Source organism: Nocardia sp. NPDC058519, assembly GCF_042719755.1.
Taxonomy (GTDB): Bacteria; Actinomycetota; Actinomycetes; order Mycobacteriales; family Mycobacteriaceae; genus Nocardia.
This window is the reverse complement of sequence record NZ_JBHXNK010000020.1, coordinates 27,913-41,639: the sequence shown is the minus strand read 5'-3', so window position 1 is coordinate 41,639 and position 13,727 is coordinate 27,913. Positions and strand designations below refer to the sequence as shown.

Below are 13,727 nucleotides of genomic sequence, written 5' to 3'. Positions count from 1 at the left end.
GGACTGGGCCGTCCGGCCGACGCTCTATGAACCGCAAGACAGTGTTTCGCACCTTGGCGATCATCTCGGGCATCATGCTCATGATCTGGCTGTTCAGCTTTCTCAGCGATGACACGCGCGGCTGGGAGAGTGTCGACACTTCCGTGGCGCTGACCCAGCTCGAGGACAAAGCGAACGTCAAGAACGTGCAGATCGATGACAAGGAGCAGCAGCTCCGCATCGAACTGAACAACGGCAACGAGGCCACGAGCAACAACGCCAAGATCGTCGCCAAGTACCCCAGTGGCGGGGAGAACTCCGCGCAGATCCTCGACGCCGTGCAGAAGTCCGGCGCGCCGTACGACACCGTGGTCAAGCAGGAGAGCTGGCTTTCCCAGCTGCTGCTGTTCATCGTGCCGATGGTGCTGCTGGTCGGCCTTTTCATCTTCGTGATGTCGCGCATGCAGGGCGGCGGCCGTGGCGGAATGATGGGCTTCGGTAAGTCCAAGGCCAAGCTGCTCACCAAGGACATGCCGAAGACCACGTTCCAGGATGTGGCCGGTGCCGACGAGGCCGTCGAAGAGCTCTACGAGATCAAGGACTTCCTCCAGAACCCGGCTCGTTACCAGGCGCTCGGCGCGAAGATCCCCAAGGGCGTGCTGCTCTATGGGCCGCCCGGAACCGGTAAGACGCTGCTGGCCCGCGCGGTCGCGGGTGAGGCCGGGGTGCCGTTCTTCACCATCTCCGGTTCGGACTTCGTCGAGATGTTCGTCGGTGTCGGTGCCTCCCGCGTGCGCGACCTGTTCGAGCAGGCCAAGCAGAACAGCCCGTGCATCATCTTCGTCGACGAGATCGACGCGGTCGGCCGCCAGCGCGGTGCCGGCCTCGGCGGCGGTCACGACGAGCGCGAGCAGACCCTCAACCAGCTCTTGGTCGAGATGGACGGCTTCGGCGATCGCTCCAACATCATCCTGATCGCGGCCACCAACCGGCCCGACATCCTCGACCCCGCGCTGCTGCGTCCCGGCCGATTCGACCGGCAGATCCCGGTCGGCAATCCCGACCTGGCCGGCCGTCGCGCGATCCTGCGGGTGCACTCGGCGGGTAAGCCGATCTCGCAGGAAGCCGACCTCGAGGGTCTGGCCAAGCGCACCGTCGGCATGTCCGGCGCCGATCTGGCCAACGTCATCAACGAGGCCGCGCTGCTCACCGCCCGCGAGAACGGTTCGGTCATCACCGGCGAATCGCTCGAGGAGTCGGTCGACCGTGTCATCGGTGGCCCGCGCCGCAAGAGCCGCATCATCAGCGAGCACGAGAAGAAGATCACCGCCTACCACGAGGGCGGCCACACCCTGGCTGCCTGGGCGATGCCCGATATCGAGCCCGTCTACAAGGTCACCATCCTGGCCCGCGGCCGCACCGGTGGTCACGCCATGACGGTGCCCGAGGACGACAAGGGCCTGATGACCCGCTCGGAGATGATCTCCCGGCTGGTCTTCGCGATGGGTGGCCGCGCCGCCGAGGAACTGGTGTTCCACGAGCCGACCACCGGCGCGTCCTCCGATATCGACCAGGCCACCAAGATCGCCCGCGGCATGGTCACCGAGTACGGCATGAGTGCCCGCCTCGGCGCCGTGCGCTACGGCCAGGAGCAGGGCGATCCGTTCCTCGGTCGCTCGATGGGCGTGCAGTCCGACTACTCGCACGAGGTCGCCCGCGAGATCGACGAGGAGGTGCGCAACCTCATCGAGGCCGCGCACACCGAGGCATGGTCGATCCTGAGCGAATACCGCGAGCAGCTCGACTCGCTGGCCACCGCGCTGCTCGAGCGCGAGACGCTGCACCGCAAGGATCTCGAGACGATCCTGGCCGGTGTCGAGAAGCGTCCGCGGATCACCGCGTTCAACGATTTCGGTGACCGGCATCCGTCGGACAAGCCGCCGGTGAAGACGCCGGGCGAGCTGGCCGTGGAGCGCGGCGAGCCGTGGCCGCCGGTGCAGCCCGCGCCGGTGCCGGTGCCCAACGGGGCGCCGCCGGTCGAGCCCAACGGTTTTCCTGGCCAGCCCTATGGCCAGCCCGCGCCGCCCGCCGCCGGTTACCCGCTGCCCGCCGCGCCGACCCAGGCGTTCCCCCGGCAGTCGGGGACGCACGGTTCGCGGCCCGACTACGGCGCACCGGCCGGATGGTCGGCTCCCGGTTGGCCGCCCCGCGAGGAGCAGCAGCAGGCACCGCAGCAGCAGCCGCAGCCCCCGCAGCAGCAGCCGCAACCGCCACAGGACCAGGGCAGTGCCTGGGGTCGGCCCGAGCAGCAGCAGCCACGGCACGCCAGCGACGGCTTCCAGCCGTGGGGTGCCCAGCCGCAGCCGCCCGTGCGTGACGCCGATCAGGAGAACAAGGAGTGGGAAGGGCCGAACGGCCGCCACTGACCGGTGGCCAACTACGCTCGAAGGTCGAATGCCGAACAAGTACCGGCGTTCGGCACTGGTTCTCGGATTACGCTCGGCCGTCGAATGTCGGGTGGTCGCCGGCTTTCGGCTCTGGTTCTCGGCCCGCCCGCCTCTGGACTGAGCGGAGGGTGCGACGAAGGAGTGCCCGGAGGGAGGGAAGAGGCGGGGAACAGGGCCGAGGACCCGCGGCGCCAGCCGCAAATATCACGGAGGTGCGGAGAAGTTGTCGGCCAACAAGCAGGATCTCGATCCGGCAGGTGAGCTGGGTGCGACGAGTCCGTCGGTGCTGACGGCGCTGGCGACCGGTATGCCGTTCGATCAGGCGCGCGCCGAGAACGCGGTGCGTGAGCTGCTGCTCGCCGTCGGCGAGGACCCGGACCGCCCCGGTCTGCTCGACACGCCCGCCCGGGTGGCGCGTGCCTACCGGGAGATGTTCGCCGGGCTCTACACCGAGCCCGACGCGGTGCTGGCGACCACGTTCGACGAGGGTCATCAGGAACTCGTGCTGGTCCGCGACATCCCGATGTTCTCCACCTGCGAGCACCACCTGGTCTCGTTCCACGGCGTCGCGCACGTCGGCTACATCCCCGGCTCGCACGGCCGGGTGACGGGGCTGTCGAAGCTGGCCCGCGTCGTCGATCTCTACGCCAAGCGCCCGCAGGTGCAGGAGCGGCTGACCAGCCAGATCGCCGACGCGGTGATGCGCAGGCTGGATCCGCGCGGCGCGATCGTGGTGGTCGAGGCAGAGCACCTGTGCATGGCCATGAGGGGGATCCGCAAGCCCGGCGCGAGCACCACCACCTCGGCGGTGCGCGGCCAGCTGCAGACCGATGCCGCCTCGCGATCCGAGGCGCTGGACCTGATCCTGCGCAAATGAGCGAACCACTGGTGACCGCCCGTGACCACCGTTCGTGTGTGGTCATGGGAGTGGTCAACGTGACCGCTGATTCCTTCTCCGACGGCGGTCGCTACCTCGATCCAGAACTCGCGATCGCGCACGGTGTCGAGCTGTACGAGGCAGGCGCCGATATCGTCGATGTGGGTGGTGAATCCACCAGGCCGGGTGCCGACCGGGTCGATCCCGCCGCCGAGGCCGCCCGGGTCGCTCCGGTGATCCGCGGGCTGGTCGCCGCGGGTGTGCCGACCAGCGTCGACACCATGCGTGCCGAGGTGGCCGAGGCCGCGCTGGCGGCAGGTGTCTCGGTGGTCAACGACGTCTCCGGCGGTCGCGCCGACCCGAACATGGTGAAGGTCGTCGCCGAAGCCGGCGTGCCGTGGATCCTCATGCACTGGCGGGCCGACGCCGACTACCGGCACATCGGCCCCGCCGACCACTACGACGACGTGGTCGCCGAGGTCCGCGCGGAACTCGCCGCCCAGGTCGACCTGGCAGTCGCCGCCGGAGTGACCCCGGACCGGCTGATCCTCGACCCCGGCCTCGGTTTCGCCAAGAACGCCGAACACAACTGGGAACTGCTGGCTGCCCTCCCGGAACTGGTGGCAGGCGGCTTCCCGATCCTGATCGGCGCTTCCCGCAAACGCTTCCTCGGCGCCCTGCTCGCCGACGAGTCCGGCCCCCGGCCCCCTGACGGCCGCGAAACCGCCACCGCCACGCTGTCCGCATTGGCCGCAGGCCACGGCGCCTGGGGTGTGCGCGTCCACGACGTCCGAGCCTCCCTGGACGCCATCGCCGTCGCCGATGCCTGGCGCCGAGCCACCGAAGCCCGAGGAGCTACCCGATGAACTCGTACCTGCTGCCGCCGCCCGCAGGCAGACCCGCGTCGTCGCGGATCGAGCTGCGCGGGCTGAGCGCGTTCGGCAGGCACGGTGTTTTCGATTTCGAGCGTCGTGACGGCCAGGAATTCATCGTCGATCTGACGGTGTGGGTCGATTTCGCCGCGGCCGCCGCGTCCGACGACCTCTCCGACACCGTCGACTACGGCGCCCTCGCCGAGCGGGCGGTGCGCATCGTGACCGGTCCGCCCCGCGATCTGATCGAAACGGTGGTCTCCGAGATCGCCGACGACGTGATGGCCGACCCGAGGATCGAGGCGGTGGAGGTGGTCGTGCACAAGCCGTCGGCGCCGATCCCGCACACGTTCACCGACGTGCGCGTGGTGGCCACCCGGTTCCGCACGGTGGCCCCGGAGTCGCGGCGATGACTCGCGCGGTGCTCTCGATCGGCTCGAATCTGGGCGATCGGCTCGCGCATCTGCGCAGCGTGCTCGACGCGCTGGGGGAGCGGGTCGTTGCGGTCTCGCCGGTCTACACGACCGCGCCGTGGGGTGGCGTCGATCAAGACGATTACCTCAATGCTGTTGTCACAGCTGAAGATCCGGCCTTCGATGATTACGCCTGGCTGCGTTTCGGTCAGGAGCTCGAGCAGGTGGCTGGTCGCGTGCGCGAGATCCGCTGGGGTGCGCGCACCCTCGACGTGGATGTCGTCCAGTGCACCGACGACACCGGCACGGCGATCGCCCGCGACACCGACCCCACGCTGATCCTGCCGCACCCGCAGGCCCACAACCGGGCCTTCGTGCTCGTTCCGTGGCTGGCCGTCGAACCGTCCGCGCACCTGCTCGTCGACGGTGCCGCGCGCCCGATCACCGAGCTGCTCGCCGGACTCGAACCGGCTGAAAAGGACGGCGTGGTCCGTACCGATCTGGTGTTACGCGACGAAAGCGCCGACTCGTGCTGAAACCCACCCGGGTACTCGACCTCGCGCTGAACGTGGTGATGGCCGCGGCGGTGGCCTGGGTCGCCACCCGGTTCGCCTATTCCAACTTCCCGTCGATCTCGGTGGCCGCCGGTGCCTCGCTGCTGCCGGTCGCCGCGATCGAGGCGGCGCTCGGGTTCGCGATCAAGGCCAAGATCGCCGATGAGCAGATCGGCGACGGCTCGGGTCAGATGCATCCGATCAACGTCGCCAGGGGTGTGGCACTGGCGAAGGCGTCGCTGCAGGTGGGTTCGCTGGCTGCCGGTGTGTGGCTGGGATTTCTGCTGTGGGTTTTCCCACAGCGCGGGACCGTGACCGCGGCTGCTGCCGATTCGCCGGGCGCGGTGGTCGGTCTGCTGGCCGGTTCAGCCCTGGTTGCTGCGGCTTTGTGGCTGGAGTATTGCTGCCGGGCACCCGAGGACCCACACGAGGATCCCGCTACCACATAGCAACTTGCGAATGGAATCTCCGCAACCTTTGGTGGGCCGACCAGCAGTTTCCGGCTACCCTGGCCCTCATGGTTTCACCCTCCCGCAGCACGGCGCCCCGACGACGGCGGGACGACGCGGGAAAATTCTTCGTCGGTTTCCTCATCCTGCTCGGTCTGACGGCCAGTGTTTTCCTGATCTTCAGCGAAAACGTCCAGTACGTCCGGATCGGCCTGGTAGCAGCCCTGTGGGCAGCGGTGATCGGCGCGCTCGCGGCAACCCGCTACCGCAAGGACGCGGCCGTCGACAAAGCGAAGGTGCGCGATCTGCAGACGGTGTACGAGTTGCAGCTCGAGCGTGAGATCAACGCGCGCCGTGAGTACGAGATGGGTGTCGAGGCGCGGGTGCGGGCCGAAGTCGGCGCCGACTCCTCCGAAATCGCGGCGCTGCGTGCCGAGCTGACCCTGCTGCGCCAGAATCTGCAGGTCCTCTTCGAGGGCGCGCTACCCGACGAGCAACCGGCGCTCCAGGCCGATGCCGTGCGGATCGACGCGTTGCCCGCCGGTGGCTTCAATGCCTTCGACGAGCCGGACCACGATTTCGTCGATAGCCCCGAGGATGCCACCGCCGCCTGGTTCGGCCCGTGGCAGCAACCGCCCAGCGCACTGAAACCCGTCTTCATGCAGCCGGTTTCGGCCAATTTCGCCGACCCCTACGACGACCCGGTCACCGCCGAAACCTCGGCCGTCCAGCTCGACGAATACGCCGAAACCCAGCAGGCGGCCGCCGCCGCGCCGTCCAGCCCGTCGGGAAAGACACCCCCGCCTCGCCTGTCCTCGCCGAACACCCGCCAGGTCACGGACACGGTCCTCCCGACCGAGCCCACCACCAACGGCAAGTCGACGACCCCCGCTCCGGCCGAACCCATTGCCGCCGAGCTCACCCCGACCCCGGTCGCCACAGCCGAACCCACCCCGGCCCCCGCAGCCGCAGCCGACCCGGAGCCCACCCAGCCCCCGGCCACCCGCCCCGAAAAGGCCCCGTCGGTCGGCACCAGCTCCCGCCGACGCCGCCGCGCCGAAACCGAAGGCACCACCCGACTATCGGTGGCCGACATCATGGCCAACCTGGAATCAGAATCCACCCGCTGACCGAACAACTGATTTCGCAAGAACATCGGTAACTCCCCGGGCACGAGCAAACGCACCACACCACCTGACCGCCAGCCGCCGACACCGCAGTTCACCCACCTAGATCTGGCCTGAAGACGCGGAGAGGCGGGAGAGCTAGATCACGGTGGGGGGTGATGGCGCGTGGCCCACAAACCCCTCTATCCTCGACTCGGAACGTCTGGTACCCGCACCGCGGGACTGGAACGCAATCGAGAGGACAACGTTGACCTCGAGAAGTGTCAACCCTGATGGCGCGAATACGAGTGTCGACCCAGCGCCCGCACGACTGACGGTAGGAATCGTCTCGGCGGGACGAGTGGGTTCCGCACTCGGCGTAGCGCTCGAGCGAGCCGGCCATGTGGTCTTCGGTGTCGCCGCGATCTCCGACGCCTCGGTGCATCGCGCTCGTACCCGGCTGCCCGAAGCGCAGGTCCTGCCGATCGAGCAGGTCGCCCAGCGCAGTGAACTACTCCTGCTCGCGGTTCCCGATGCGGAACTGGCGGGCTTGGTCCGCGGCCTCGCCGGTGCGAACGTGGTCCGCCCCGGCACCATCGTCGTGCACACCTCCGGTGCCAACGGCGTCGCGATCCTCGAGCCGCTGACGAAACAGGGCGCGCTCGGCCTCGCGATCCACCCGGCCATGACCTTCACCGGCCACGACGAGGACATCGCCCGTCTCGCCAACGCCTGCTTCGGCGTCACCGCCGCCGACGAGGTCGGTTACGCCATCGCGCAGGCGCTGGTGATCGAGATGGGTGGCGAACCGGTCCGCGTCGAGGAAAACCAGCGTTCGCTCTATCACGCCGCGCTCGCCCACGGCAGCAATCACCTGGTCACGGTGATCGTCGACGCTGTCGCGGCCCTGCGTGAATCCCTCGCGGGCCCCGGCCTGCTCGGCCAGCCGCTGGTCGACGATCAGCCCGGCGGCCTCCCCGAACGTCTGCTCGCCCCCCTCGCCTCGGCCGCCCTCGACAACGCGTTGCGCCGCGGCCAGGCCGCACTGACCGGTCCGGTCGCCCGCGGCGATGTCGATGCCGTGGCCGCCCACCTCGCCGCGCTCGAGCAGGTCGACGACCGCCTGGCCGAGGCCTACCGCGCCAACTCGCTGCGCACCGCCGAACTCGCAAAAACCGATCCGGCACTGCTGGAGCTCCTCGCCAAGGAAGGCCACTGATGGAACCCCGAGAAGTGCATCACCACCAGGGCGGCGCGCGCGCCACCGGCGCCTTCAAAGCGGGCGTCCTGACCGTGCATCACAACCCCGAGGTGCTCGACACGGTCGCCAAGGCGCTGCGCGGCGCCGGTCGCACGGTCGGTTTCGTGCCGACAATGGGCGCGCTGCACGAGGGTCACCTCGCGCTGATCCGTCAGGCCAAGCTCAACAATCAGGTCGTGATCGTCTCGATCTTCGTCAACCCGTTGCAGTTCGGCGCGAACGAGGACCTCGACGCCTATCCGCGCACCCTCGACGCCGACCTCGAACTGCTCCGCACCGAGGGCGTCGACCTGGTCTTCGCGCCGACCGTCTCCGACATGTACCCAGACGGCATGCGTACCACGGTCCAGCCCGGCCCGCTCGGTGCCGAGCTCGAAGGCGGCAGCAGGCCGACGCACTTCGCGGGCATGCTCACCGTTGTCGCGAAGCTGCTCAACATCACCCACGCCTCGGAGGCGTATTTCGGTGAGAAGGACTACCAGCAGCTCACCTTGATCCGGCAGATGGTGCGCGACCTGAATATGGACGCCACGGTCGTCGCCTACCCGACGGTCCGCGAGCCCGACGGCCTCGCGCTCTCCTCGCGTAACCGCTTCCTCGACGCCACCCAGCGCGAGTCGGCGCTTGCCCTGTCGGCCGCACTCGCCGCGGGCCGCCATGCCGCGGGTCTCGGCCCGGACGCGGTTGTGCAGACCGCCCGCTCGGTCCTCGACGCGGTCGACGGACTCGATGTCGACTACCTCGAACTGCGCGACTCGAACCTGGGCCCGGCTCCCACCGCGGGCAACGCCCGCCTGCTGGTCGCCGCCAAACTCGGCGACATCCGCCTGATCGACAACGCTCCCGTTGTACTCGGCGCCCAGATCGATGGGCATCCCGACGCGAACTCCCTACCTGCCTCGCAGGCGCACTGAAAGGCGACGACGATGTTGCGCACCATGATGAAGTCGAAGATCCACCGTGCCACGGTGACCCATGCCGACCTGCACTATGTCGGCTCGGTGACCGTCGACCAGGACCTGCTCGACGCCGCCGATCTGCTCGAGGGTGAGCAGGTCTGCATCGTCGACATCGACAACGGCGCCCGCCTCGAGACCTACGTGATCGCGGGCGAGCGCGGTTCGGGCGTGATCGGTATCAACGGTGCCGCCGCCCATCTCGTGCACCCCGGTGACCTGGTCATCCTCATCGCCTACGGCCAGATGGACGAGGCCGAGGTCCGCGACTACGACCCCAAGGTGGTCTTCGTCGACGACCGCAACCGTCCGGTGGAGCTGGGCAGCGACCCCGCGCACGCGCCGGAGGGCTCCGGCCTCACCTCACCACGTTCACTGTCGTTCGCCTGAGCGCGGCGGGGGGCTGGAACAATGCTGCTGACGATCGACGTCCGCAACACCGGGATCGAGCTCGGCCTGTTCTCCGGCAGCGGTGAACACGCGAAACTGGTGCGGCACTGGCGGATTCACACCAATCCGCTGATCACCGCCGACGAGTTCGCGATGCAGGTGCGCGGCCTGGTCGGCGACGAACTCGACCAGATCGTCGGCGTCTCGGCGCTGTCGACCGTGCCGCCGGTGCTGCGCGAACTGCGCGCCATGCTCGCGCGGTACTGGTCCCATGTGCCGCACGTGCTGGTGGAACCCGGGGTGCGAACAGGCATTCCGCTGCTGGTCGACAATCCGAAGGAAGTCGGCGCCGACCGCATCGTCAATTGCCTGGCCGCCTTCCGTAGCTTCGGCGGGCCCGCGATCGTCGTCGATTTCGGCACCGCGATCTGCGTCGACCTGGTTTCGGCCAAGGGGGAATTCCTCGGCGGCGTGATCGCGCCCGGTGTGGAGATATCCGCCGAGGCGCTGGTGGAACGCAGTGCGATGCGCCGCGTCGAGCTGGCGCGACCGCGTTCGGTGGTGGGCAAGAACAGCATGGAGTGCATTCAGTCCGGCGCGATTTTCGGCTTCGCCGGGCTGGTGGACGGCCTGGTCGACCGCATCCGTGACGAATTCGACGCGTTCGCGGGCACCGACGTCACCGTTGTCGCCACGGGGGCGGGCGCACCGCTGATCGTGCCGGAGTCGGAAACGATCGACCAGCACGTGCCGCACCTCACGCTGACCGGTCTGCGTCATGTCTACGAGCGCAACAAAAAGTAGTGTCTGCTAAACTATCGCTCGTGATCTTCCGTGTGAGCACCCAGGAGTGTTGTCGAGGCTAATCTGCCTCGACCGTTCGAGGCTGACGTTTTCCCTCGACCGATTCTCACCTCCTGGAGATGCGCTCATGCGTTCTTCTGTCCTTTCCCTTCCGTCCGCACGTGACGAATACTCCGCGACGCCCCCGCTCGACCGGGCGATCGCCTCGGCATTGCCGACCCGGTTGCGTCCCGCTGACCTGCTGCGACTCACCGACGAAGGCGCCGAAGACGTGCTCTCCGGCCGCTTCGACCACCTCCTGCCCGCCGACGGCATCTGGCCTGCCGACGAACGCTGGGCGACCCGTCTTTCCCACGACGACGAGGTCGATGTCTGGCTGATCAGCTGGACGCCGGGCAAATTCACCGATTTGCACGATCACGCCGGCTCGCTCGGTGCGCTGACCGTGCTCAGCGGCGCCCTCTCGGAATACCGCTGGAATGGTTCGGAGTTACGCAGGCGCACGCTCGCCGCGGGTGATCAGGCATCGTTCCCGATCGGCTGGGTGCACGACGTGGTGCGCGCGCCCGCCGCCGCCGAATCCGTCGGCCCGCTGGATCCCACCTTGAGCGTGCACGCCTATTCCCCGCCGTTGTCGGCGATGTCGTATTACGAAGTGACCGGCCACGGCACGTTGCGCCGAACCAAAACCGTCCTCACCGACCAGCCCGAAGGTGATCTGTGATGAGCCGTTTGTCGATTGATCAGATGCTCGAGAACGCGCGCGCGCGATTGGATCGGATGTACGTGTACGACGTGGCCGCCGCGCTGGAGCGTGGCGCGATTCTGGTCGACATCCGGCCCGCCGCCCAGCGGGTGCGCGAAGGCTCGCTCCCCGGCGCGCTGGTGATCGAGCGGAATGTCCTGGAATGGCGGCTGGATCCGACCTCGTCGGCACGGTTGTCCCTCGCCGTAGATCATGATGTGGAGTGGATCATTTTCTGCTCGGAGGGGTACACGTCGAGTTTGGCCGCGGCCGCCTTGCAGGAGTTGGGGTTGCACCGGGCCAGCGATGTGATCGGCGGATACCAGGCGTTGAAGTCGGCGGGGTTGTTGACGGTCGGCGTCGGTGTCCCGCATTTCGCCCGTGAGGTCGACGCGCTGGCTTCGCTGTAGGCACGCTCTGGTCGTCGGCGCAACGCATGAATTGTGAAGTGCCTCACTGATTTCGCGAGGGCATGGGTAACTCCCCAGCCACCTCCGAGCTGACGCGCGAATAAAGGTGAGACCGAAAGCTGACGACAGTGCTTCCGGACGGCCCGCTGAATGCCCGGAGAGGCGGGGGAGCGGTAATCCATTTCGGGGGTGCCGCTAATGTTGTCGGATGTGAGCACTCCTAACCCCGCCGCACCCGGCCGCGCCGCCACAACCGCTGTGGACATCGATGTTCCCGAGCAGATGCGGATTCGCCGGGACAAGCGCGAACGGCTGCTCACCGCGGGTGGTGAGGCCTATCCGGTGGTGGTGCCGCGCACCCACACGCTGGCCGAAATCCGTGCCGCCTACCCGGATCTGGAAGCCGACACCCAGACCGGTCTGCAGGCCGGTATCGCGGGACGCGTCATTTTCGTTCGTAATACCGGCAAGCTGTGCTTTGCCACGCTGCAGGAAGGCGACGGCACCAAGCTGCAGGCGATGATCAGCCTCAACGGTGTCGGTGCCGACGCGCTGGCGGCCTGGAAGGCCGATGTCGACCTCGGTGACTTCGTGTTCGTGCGGGGCGAGGTCATCTCCTCGCGCACCGGCGAATTGAGCGTGATGGCCGATTCCTGGTCGATGGCGGCCAAGTCGCTTCGCCCGCTGCCGGTGGCGCACAAGGAGATGAACGAGGAGTCGCGCGTCCGCGCGCGCTATGTCGACTTGATCGTGCGTCCCGAGGCCAGGGAAATGGCCCGTACCCGCGTGAATGTGGTCCGTGCGCTGCGCAACGCGCTCGAGCGCCGTGGTTTCCTCGAGGTCGAGACCCCGATGCTGCAGACCATCCACGGCGGCGCCGCCGCGCGCCCGTTCGTCACCCGTTCCAACGCGCTGGACATGGACCTTTTCCTGCGTATCGCGCCGGAGCTGTTCCTCAAGCGTTGCGTGGTCGGCGGCCTGGAGAAGGTCTTCGAGATCAACCGGAACTTCCGCAACGAAGGCGCCGACTCGACCCATTCGCCCGAGTTCGCGATGCTGGAAACCTATGAGGCCTACGGCACCTATGACGACTCGGCGACGATGACCCGGGAATTGATCCAGGAAGTCGCGCAAGAGGCATTCGGCACCCTCCTTGTGACACTTGCCGACGGCACTGAATATGATCTCGGTGGCGAGTGGACGACCGTCGAGATGTATCCGTCGCTGTCGGAGTCGATCGGTGTCGAGGTCACTCCGGAAACCTCGGTCGAGGAATTGCTCGCACTCGCCGATCGGGTGGGTCTGGAAATTCCTTCCGGCAAGGGCTACGGTCACGGGAAACTGGTCGAAGAACTATGGGAGCACGCGTATGGCGACAAGCTCTACGCACCGACTTTCGTTCGCGACTTCCCGGTCGAGACTTCACCGCTGACCCGTCAGCATCGCAGCAAGTCCGGTGTCACCGAGAAGTGGGACCTCTATGTTCGCGGCTTCGAGTTGGCAACGGGCTATTCGGAACTGGTAGACCCGGTGATCCAGCGGGAACGCTTCGTCGACCAGGCGAGGTTGGCCGCGGCAGGCGATGACGAGGCCATGGTGCTCGATGAAGACTTCCTCACGGCGATGGAACACGGCATGCCGCCGACCACCGGAACCGGTATGGGAATCGATCGCTTGTTGATGGCACTCACGGGTTCGGGAATCCGGGAAACGATCCTGTTCCCGATTGTGCGACCCACTAGTCGCTGACCAGTGAATTCATGGGGTGAAGACCCCATGTTGGAAATTTCGCATTTCGGGGTATTCTTGCCTCGGGTATTCGGCCTGGAGGCAGGCTTGACGATTTCGAGAGGACGTTCATCTCATGGCAAAGAAGGTCACCGTTAGCCTGATCGACGATGTCGACGGTGAGTCCATCGCGGACGAGACCATCGAGTTCGCTATCGATGGGGTGTCGTACGAGATCGATCTGTCGGACGCAAATGCGGCGCGCCTGCGCGAAGGCCTGGACGAGTGGGTCGCCAACGCCCGCCGTGTGAGTGGCCGTCGCCGGGTGAAGGCCGCCGGTGCACCCGCGCCGCAGGGCAAGAGCCGCGTTTCCATGGACCGTGAACAGAGCGCGGCAATTCGCGAATGGGCTCGCCGTAAGGGCCACAAGGTCTCGGCCCGCGGTCGTATCTCGGCGGAAATCACCGACGCGTACAACAAAGAAGTCGGCAAGAGCTGATTTTTTGGCGGCGCGGGCGCCGCGTGGTTCGCGGCCCCGCCGGTCCCGTCGTTGAGGCACCGTTGCTTGCTCCTTCGTCGCGTACGCAACGGCACCTCAACGACGGGACGGCCGCGAACGGCAGGCTTCGCCTGCCTGCCCCTCCTCGAGGTCGGGGCGTGCGGGGTTGCGTTGCTTGGGGAACAAGGGGTCGGTGTTGTGCCGGGTGTGGGGTGTCGGGACGTAGACTGATGGCCG

The 13,727-nt window shown here is 67.4% G+C and carries 15 protein-coding genes; all 15 read left to right on the top strand.

Annotation, left to right across the window (positions count from 1 at the left end; genetic code table 11):
- Positions 1-26 precede the first annotated feature (26 nt).
- The 15 genes from ftsH (at position 27) to ACFWPK_RS21705 (ending at position 13,490) form a co-directional block, all read left to right on the top strand.
- Complete coding sequence (ftsH, locus tag ACFWPK_RS21775) at positions 27-2,405, top strand: ATP-dependent zinc metalloprotease FtsH (protein WP_378918484.1); 2,379 nt, start codon at positions 27-29, stop codon at positions 2,403-2,405.
- A 328-nt stretch (positions 2,406-2,733) separates the two neighbouring features.
- Positions 2,734-3,303 carry a GTP cyclohydrolase I FolE gene (folE, locus tag ACFWPK_RS21770; RefSeq protein WP_378918646.1) on the top strand — a complete coding sequence of 190 codons (570 nt, stop codon included), beginning with the start codon at positions 2,734-2,736 and terminating at the stop codon, positions 3,301-3,303.
- Positions 3,300-4,169 (top strand): dihydropteroate synthase, encoded by an 870-nt coding sequence (folP, locus tag ACFWPK_RS21765; RefSeq protein ID WP_378918482.1) that lies wholly within the window; start codon positions 3,300-3,302, stop codon positions 4,167-4,169. The genes folE and folP overlap by 4 nt, the downstream gene beginning before the upstream one ends.
- Positions 4,166-4,588: a dihydroneopterin aldolase gene (folB, locus tag ACFWPK_RS21760; protein ID WP_378918480.1), complete on the top strand. Its 423-nt coding sequence runs from the start codon at positions 4,166-4,168 to the stop codon at positions 4,586-4,588. The genes folP and folB overlap by 4 nt, the downstream gene beginning before the upstream one ends.
- Entirely contained in the window at positions 4,585-5,124 is a 540-nt protein-coding gene (folK, locus tag ACFWPK_RS21755; protein ID WP_378918478.1) for a 2-amino-4-hydroxy-6-hydroxymethyldihydropteridine diphosphokinase, read from the top strand. Before folB ends, folK begins: the two co-directional genes overlap by 4 nt.
- Positions 5,118-5,591: a DUF3180 domain-containing protein gene (locus ACFWPK_RS21750; protein ID WP_378918476.1), complete on the top strand. Its 474-nt coding sequence runs from the start codon at positions 5,118-5,120 to the stop codon at positions 5,589-5,591. Before folK ends, ACFWPK_RS21750 begins: the two co-directional genes overlap by 7 nt.
- Positions 5,592-5,659: 68 nt before the next feature.
- Positions 5,660-6,721 (top strand): DUF6779 domain-containing protein, encoded by a 1,062-nt coding sequence (locus ACFWPK_RS21745; RefSeq protein ID WP_378918474.1) that lies wholly within the window; start codon positions 5,660-5,662, stop codon positions 6,719-6,721.
- Positions 6,722-6,965: 244 nt separating this feature from the next.
- Positions 6,966-7,916, top strand: coding sequence for a Rossmann-like and DUF2520 domain-containing protein (locus tag ACFWPK_RS21740; RefSeq protein ID WP_378918472.1), 951 nt, complete (start codon positions 6,966-6,968; stop codon positions 7,914-7,916).
- On the top strand, positions 7,916-8,872 hold the full coding sequence (gene panC, locus ACFWPK_RS21735; RefSeq protein ID WP_378918470.1) for a pantoate--beta-alanine ligase: 957 nt from the start codon (positions 7,916-7,918) through the stop codon (positions 8,870-8,872). Before ACFWPK_RS21740 ends, panC begins: the two co-directional genes overlap by 1 nt.
- Before the next feature lie 12 nt (positions 8,873-8,884).
- On the top strand, positions 8,885-9,304 hold the full coding sequence (panD, locus tag ACFWPK_RS21730; protein ID WP_378918468.1) for an aspartate 1-decarboxylase: 420 nt from the start codon (positions 8,885-8,887) through the stop codon (positions 9,302-9,304).
- Positions 9,305-9,325: 21 nt separating this feature from the next.
- The gene (locus tag ACFWPK_RS21725) at positions 9,326-10,108 is read left to right on the top strand and encodes a type III pantothenate kinase (RefSeq protein WP_378918466.1); all 783 of its coding nucleotides are present in this window, start codon (positions 9,326-9,328) and stop codon (positions 10,106-10,108) included.
- 127 nt (positions 10,109-10,235) lie between these two features.
- Positions 10,236-10,832: a cysteine dioxygenase gene (locus ACFWPK_RS21720; RefSeq protein WP_378918464.1), complete on the top strand. Its 597-nt coding sequence runs from the start codon at positions 10,236-10,238 to the stop codon at positions 10,830-10,832.
- Positions 10,833-10,840: 8 nt separating this feature from the next.
- On the top strand, positions 10,841-11,263 hold the full coding sequence (locus ACFWPK_RS21715; RefSeq protein ID WP_378918645.1) for a rhodanese-like domain-containing protein: 423 nt from the start codon (positions 10,841-10,843) through the stop codon (positions 11,261-11,263).
- Between the two features lie 282 nt (positions 11,264-11,545).
- Positions 11,546-13,012: a lysine--tRNA ligase gene (lysS, locus tag ACFWPK_RS21710; protein ID WP_378918643.1), complete on the top strand. Its 1,467-nt coding sequence runs from the start codon at positions 11,546-11,548 to the stop codon at positions 13,010-13,012.
- A 115-nt stretch (positions 13,013-13,127) separates the two neighbouring features.
- On the top strand, positions 13,128-13,490 hold the full coding sequence (locus ACFWPK_RS21705) for an Lsr2 family protein (RefSeq protein WP_266297504.1): 363 nt from the start codon (positions 13,128-13,130) through the stop codon (positions 13,488-13,490).
- Positions 13,491-13,727 lie beyond the last annotated feature (237 nt).

Coding starts and splice junctions, on each gene's coding strand:
- folK (WP_378918478.1), top strand. CDS start 4,585: ATGACTCGCGCGGTGCTCTCGATCGGCTCGAATCTGGGCGATCGGCTC.
- ACFWPK_RS21725 (WP_378918466.1), top strand. CDS start 9,326: ATGCTGCTGACGATCGACGTCCGCAACACCGGGATCGAGCTCGGCCTG.
- ACFWPK_RS21745 (WP_378918474.1), top strand. CDS start 5,660: ATGGTTTCACCCTCCCGCAGCACGGCGCCCCGACGACGGCGGGACGAC.
- ftsH (WP_378918484.1), top strand. CDS start 27: ATGAACCGCAAGACAGTGTTTCGCACCTTGGCGATCATCTCGGGCATC.
- ACFWPK_RS21720 (WP_378918464.1), top strand. CDS start 10,236: ATGCGTTCTTCTGTCCTTTCCCTTCCGTCCGCACGTGACGAATACTCC.
- folB (WP_378918480.1), top strand. CDS start 4,166: ATGAACTCGTACCTGCTGCCGCCGCCCGCAGGCAGACCCGCGTCGTCG.
- folP (WP_378918482.1), top strand. CDS start 3,300: ATGAGCGAACCACTGGTGACCGCCCGTGACCACCGTTCGTGTGTGGTC.
- lysS (WP_378918643.1), top strand. CDS start 11,546: ATGCGGATTCGCCGGGACAAGCGCGAACGGCTGCTCACCGCGGGTGGT.
- panC (WP_378918470.1), top strand. CDS start 7,916: ATGGAACCCCGAGAAGTGCATCACCACCAGGGCGGCGCGCGCGCCACC.
- folE (WP_378918646.1), top strand. CDS start 2,734: ATGCCGTTCGATCAGGCGCGCGCCGAGAACGCGGTGCGTGAGCTGCTG.
- ACFWPK_RS21705 (WP_266297504.1), top strand. CDS start 13,128: ATGGCAAAGAAGGTCACCGTTAGCCTGATCGACGATGTCGACGGTGAG.
- panD (WP_378918468.1), top strand. CDS start 8,885: ATGTTGCGCACCATGATGAAGTCGAAGATCCACCGTGCCACGGTGACC.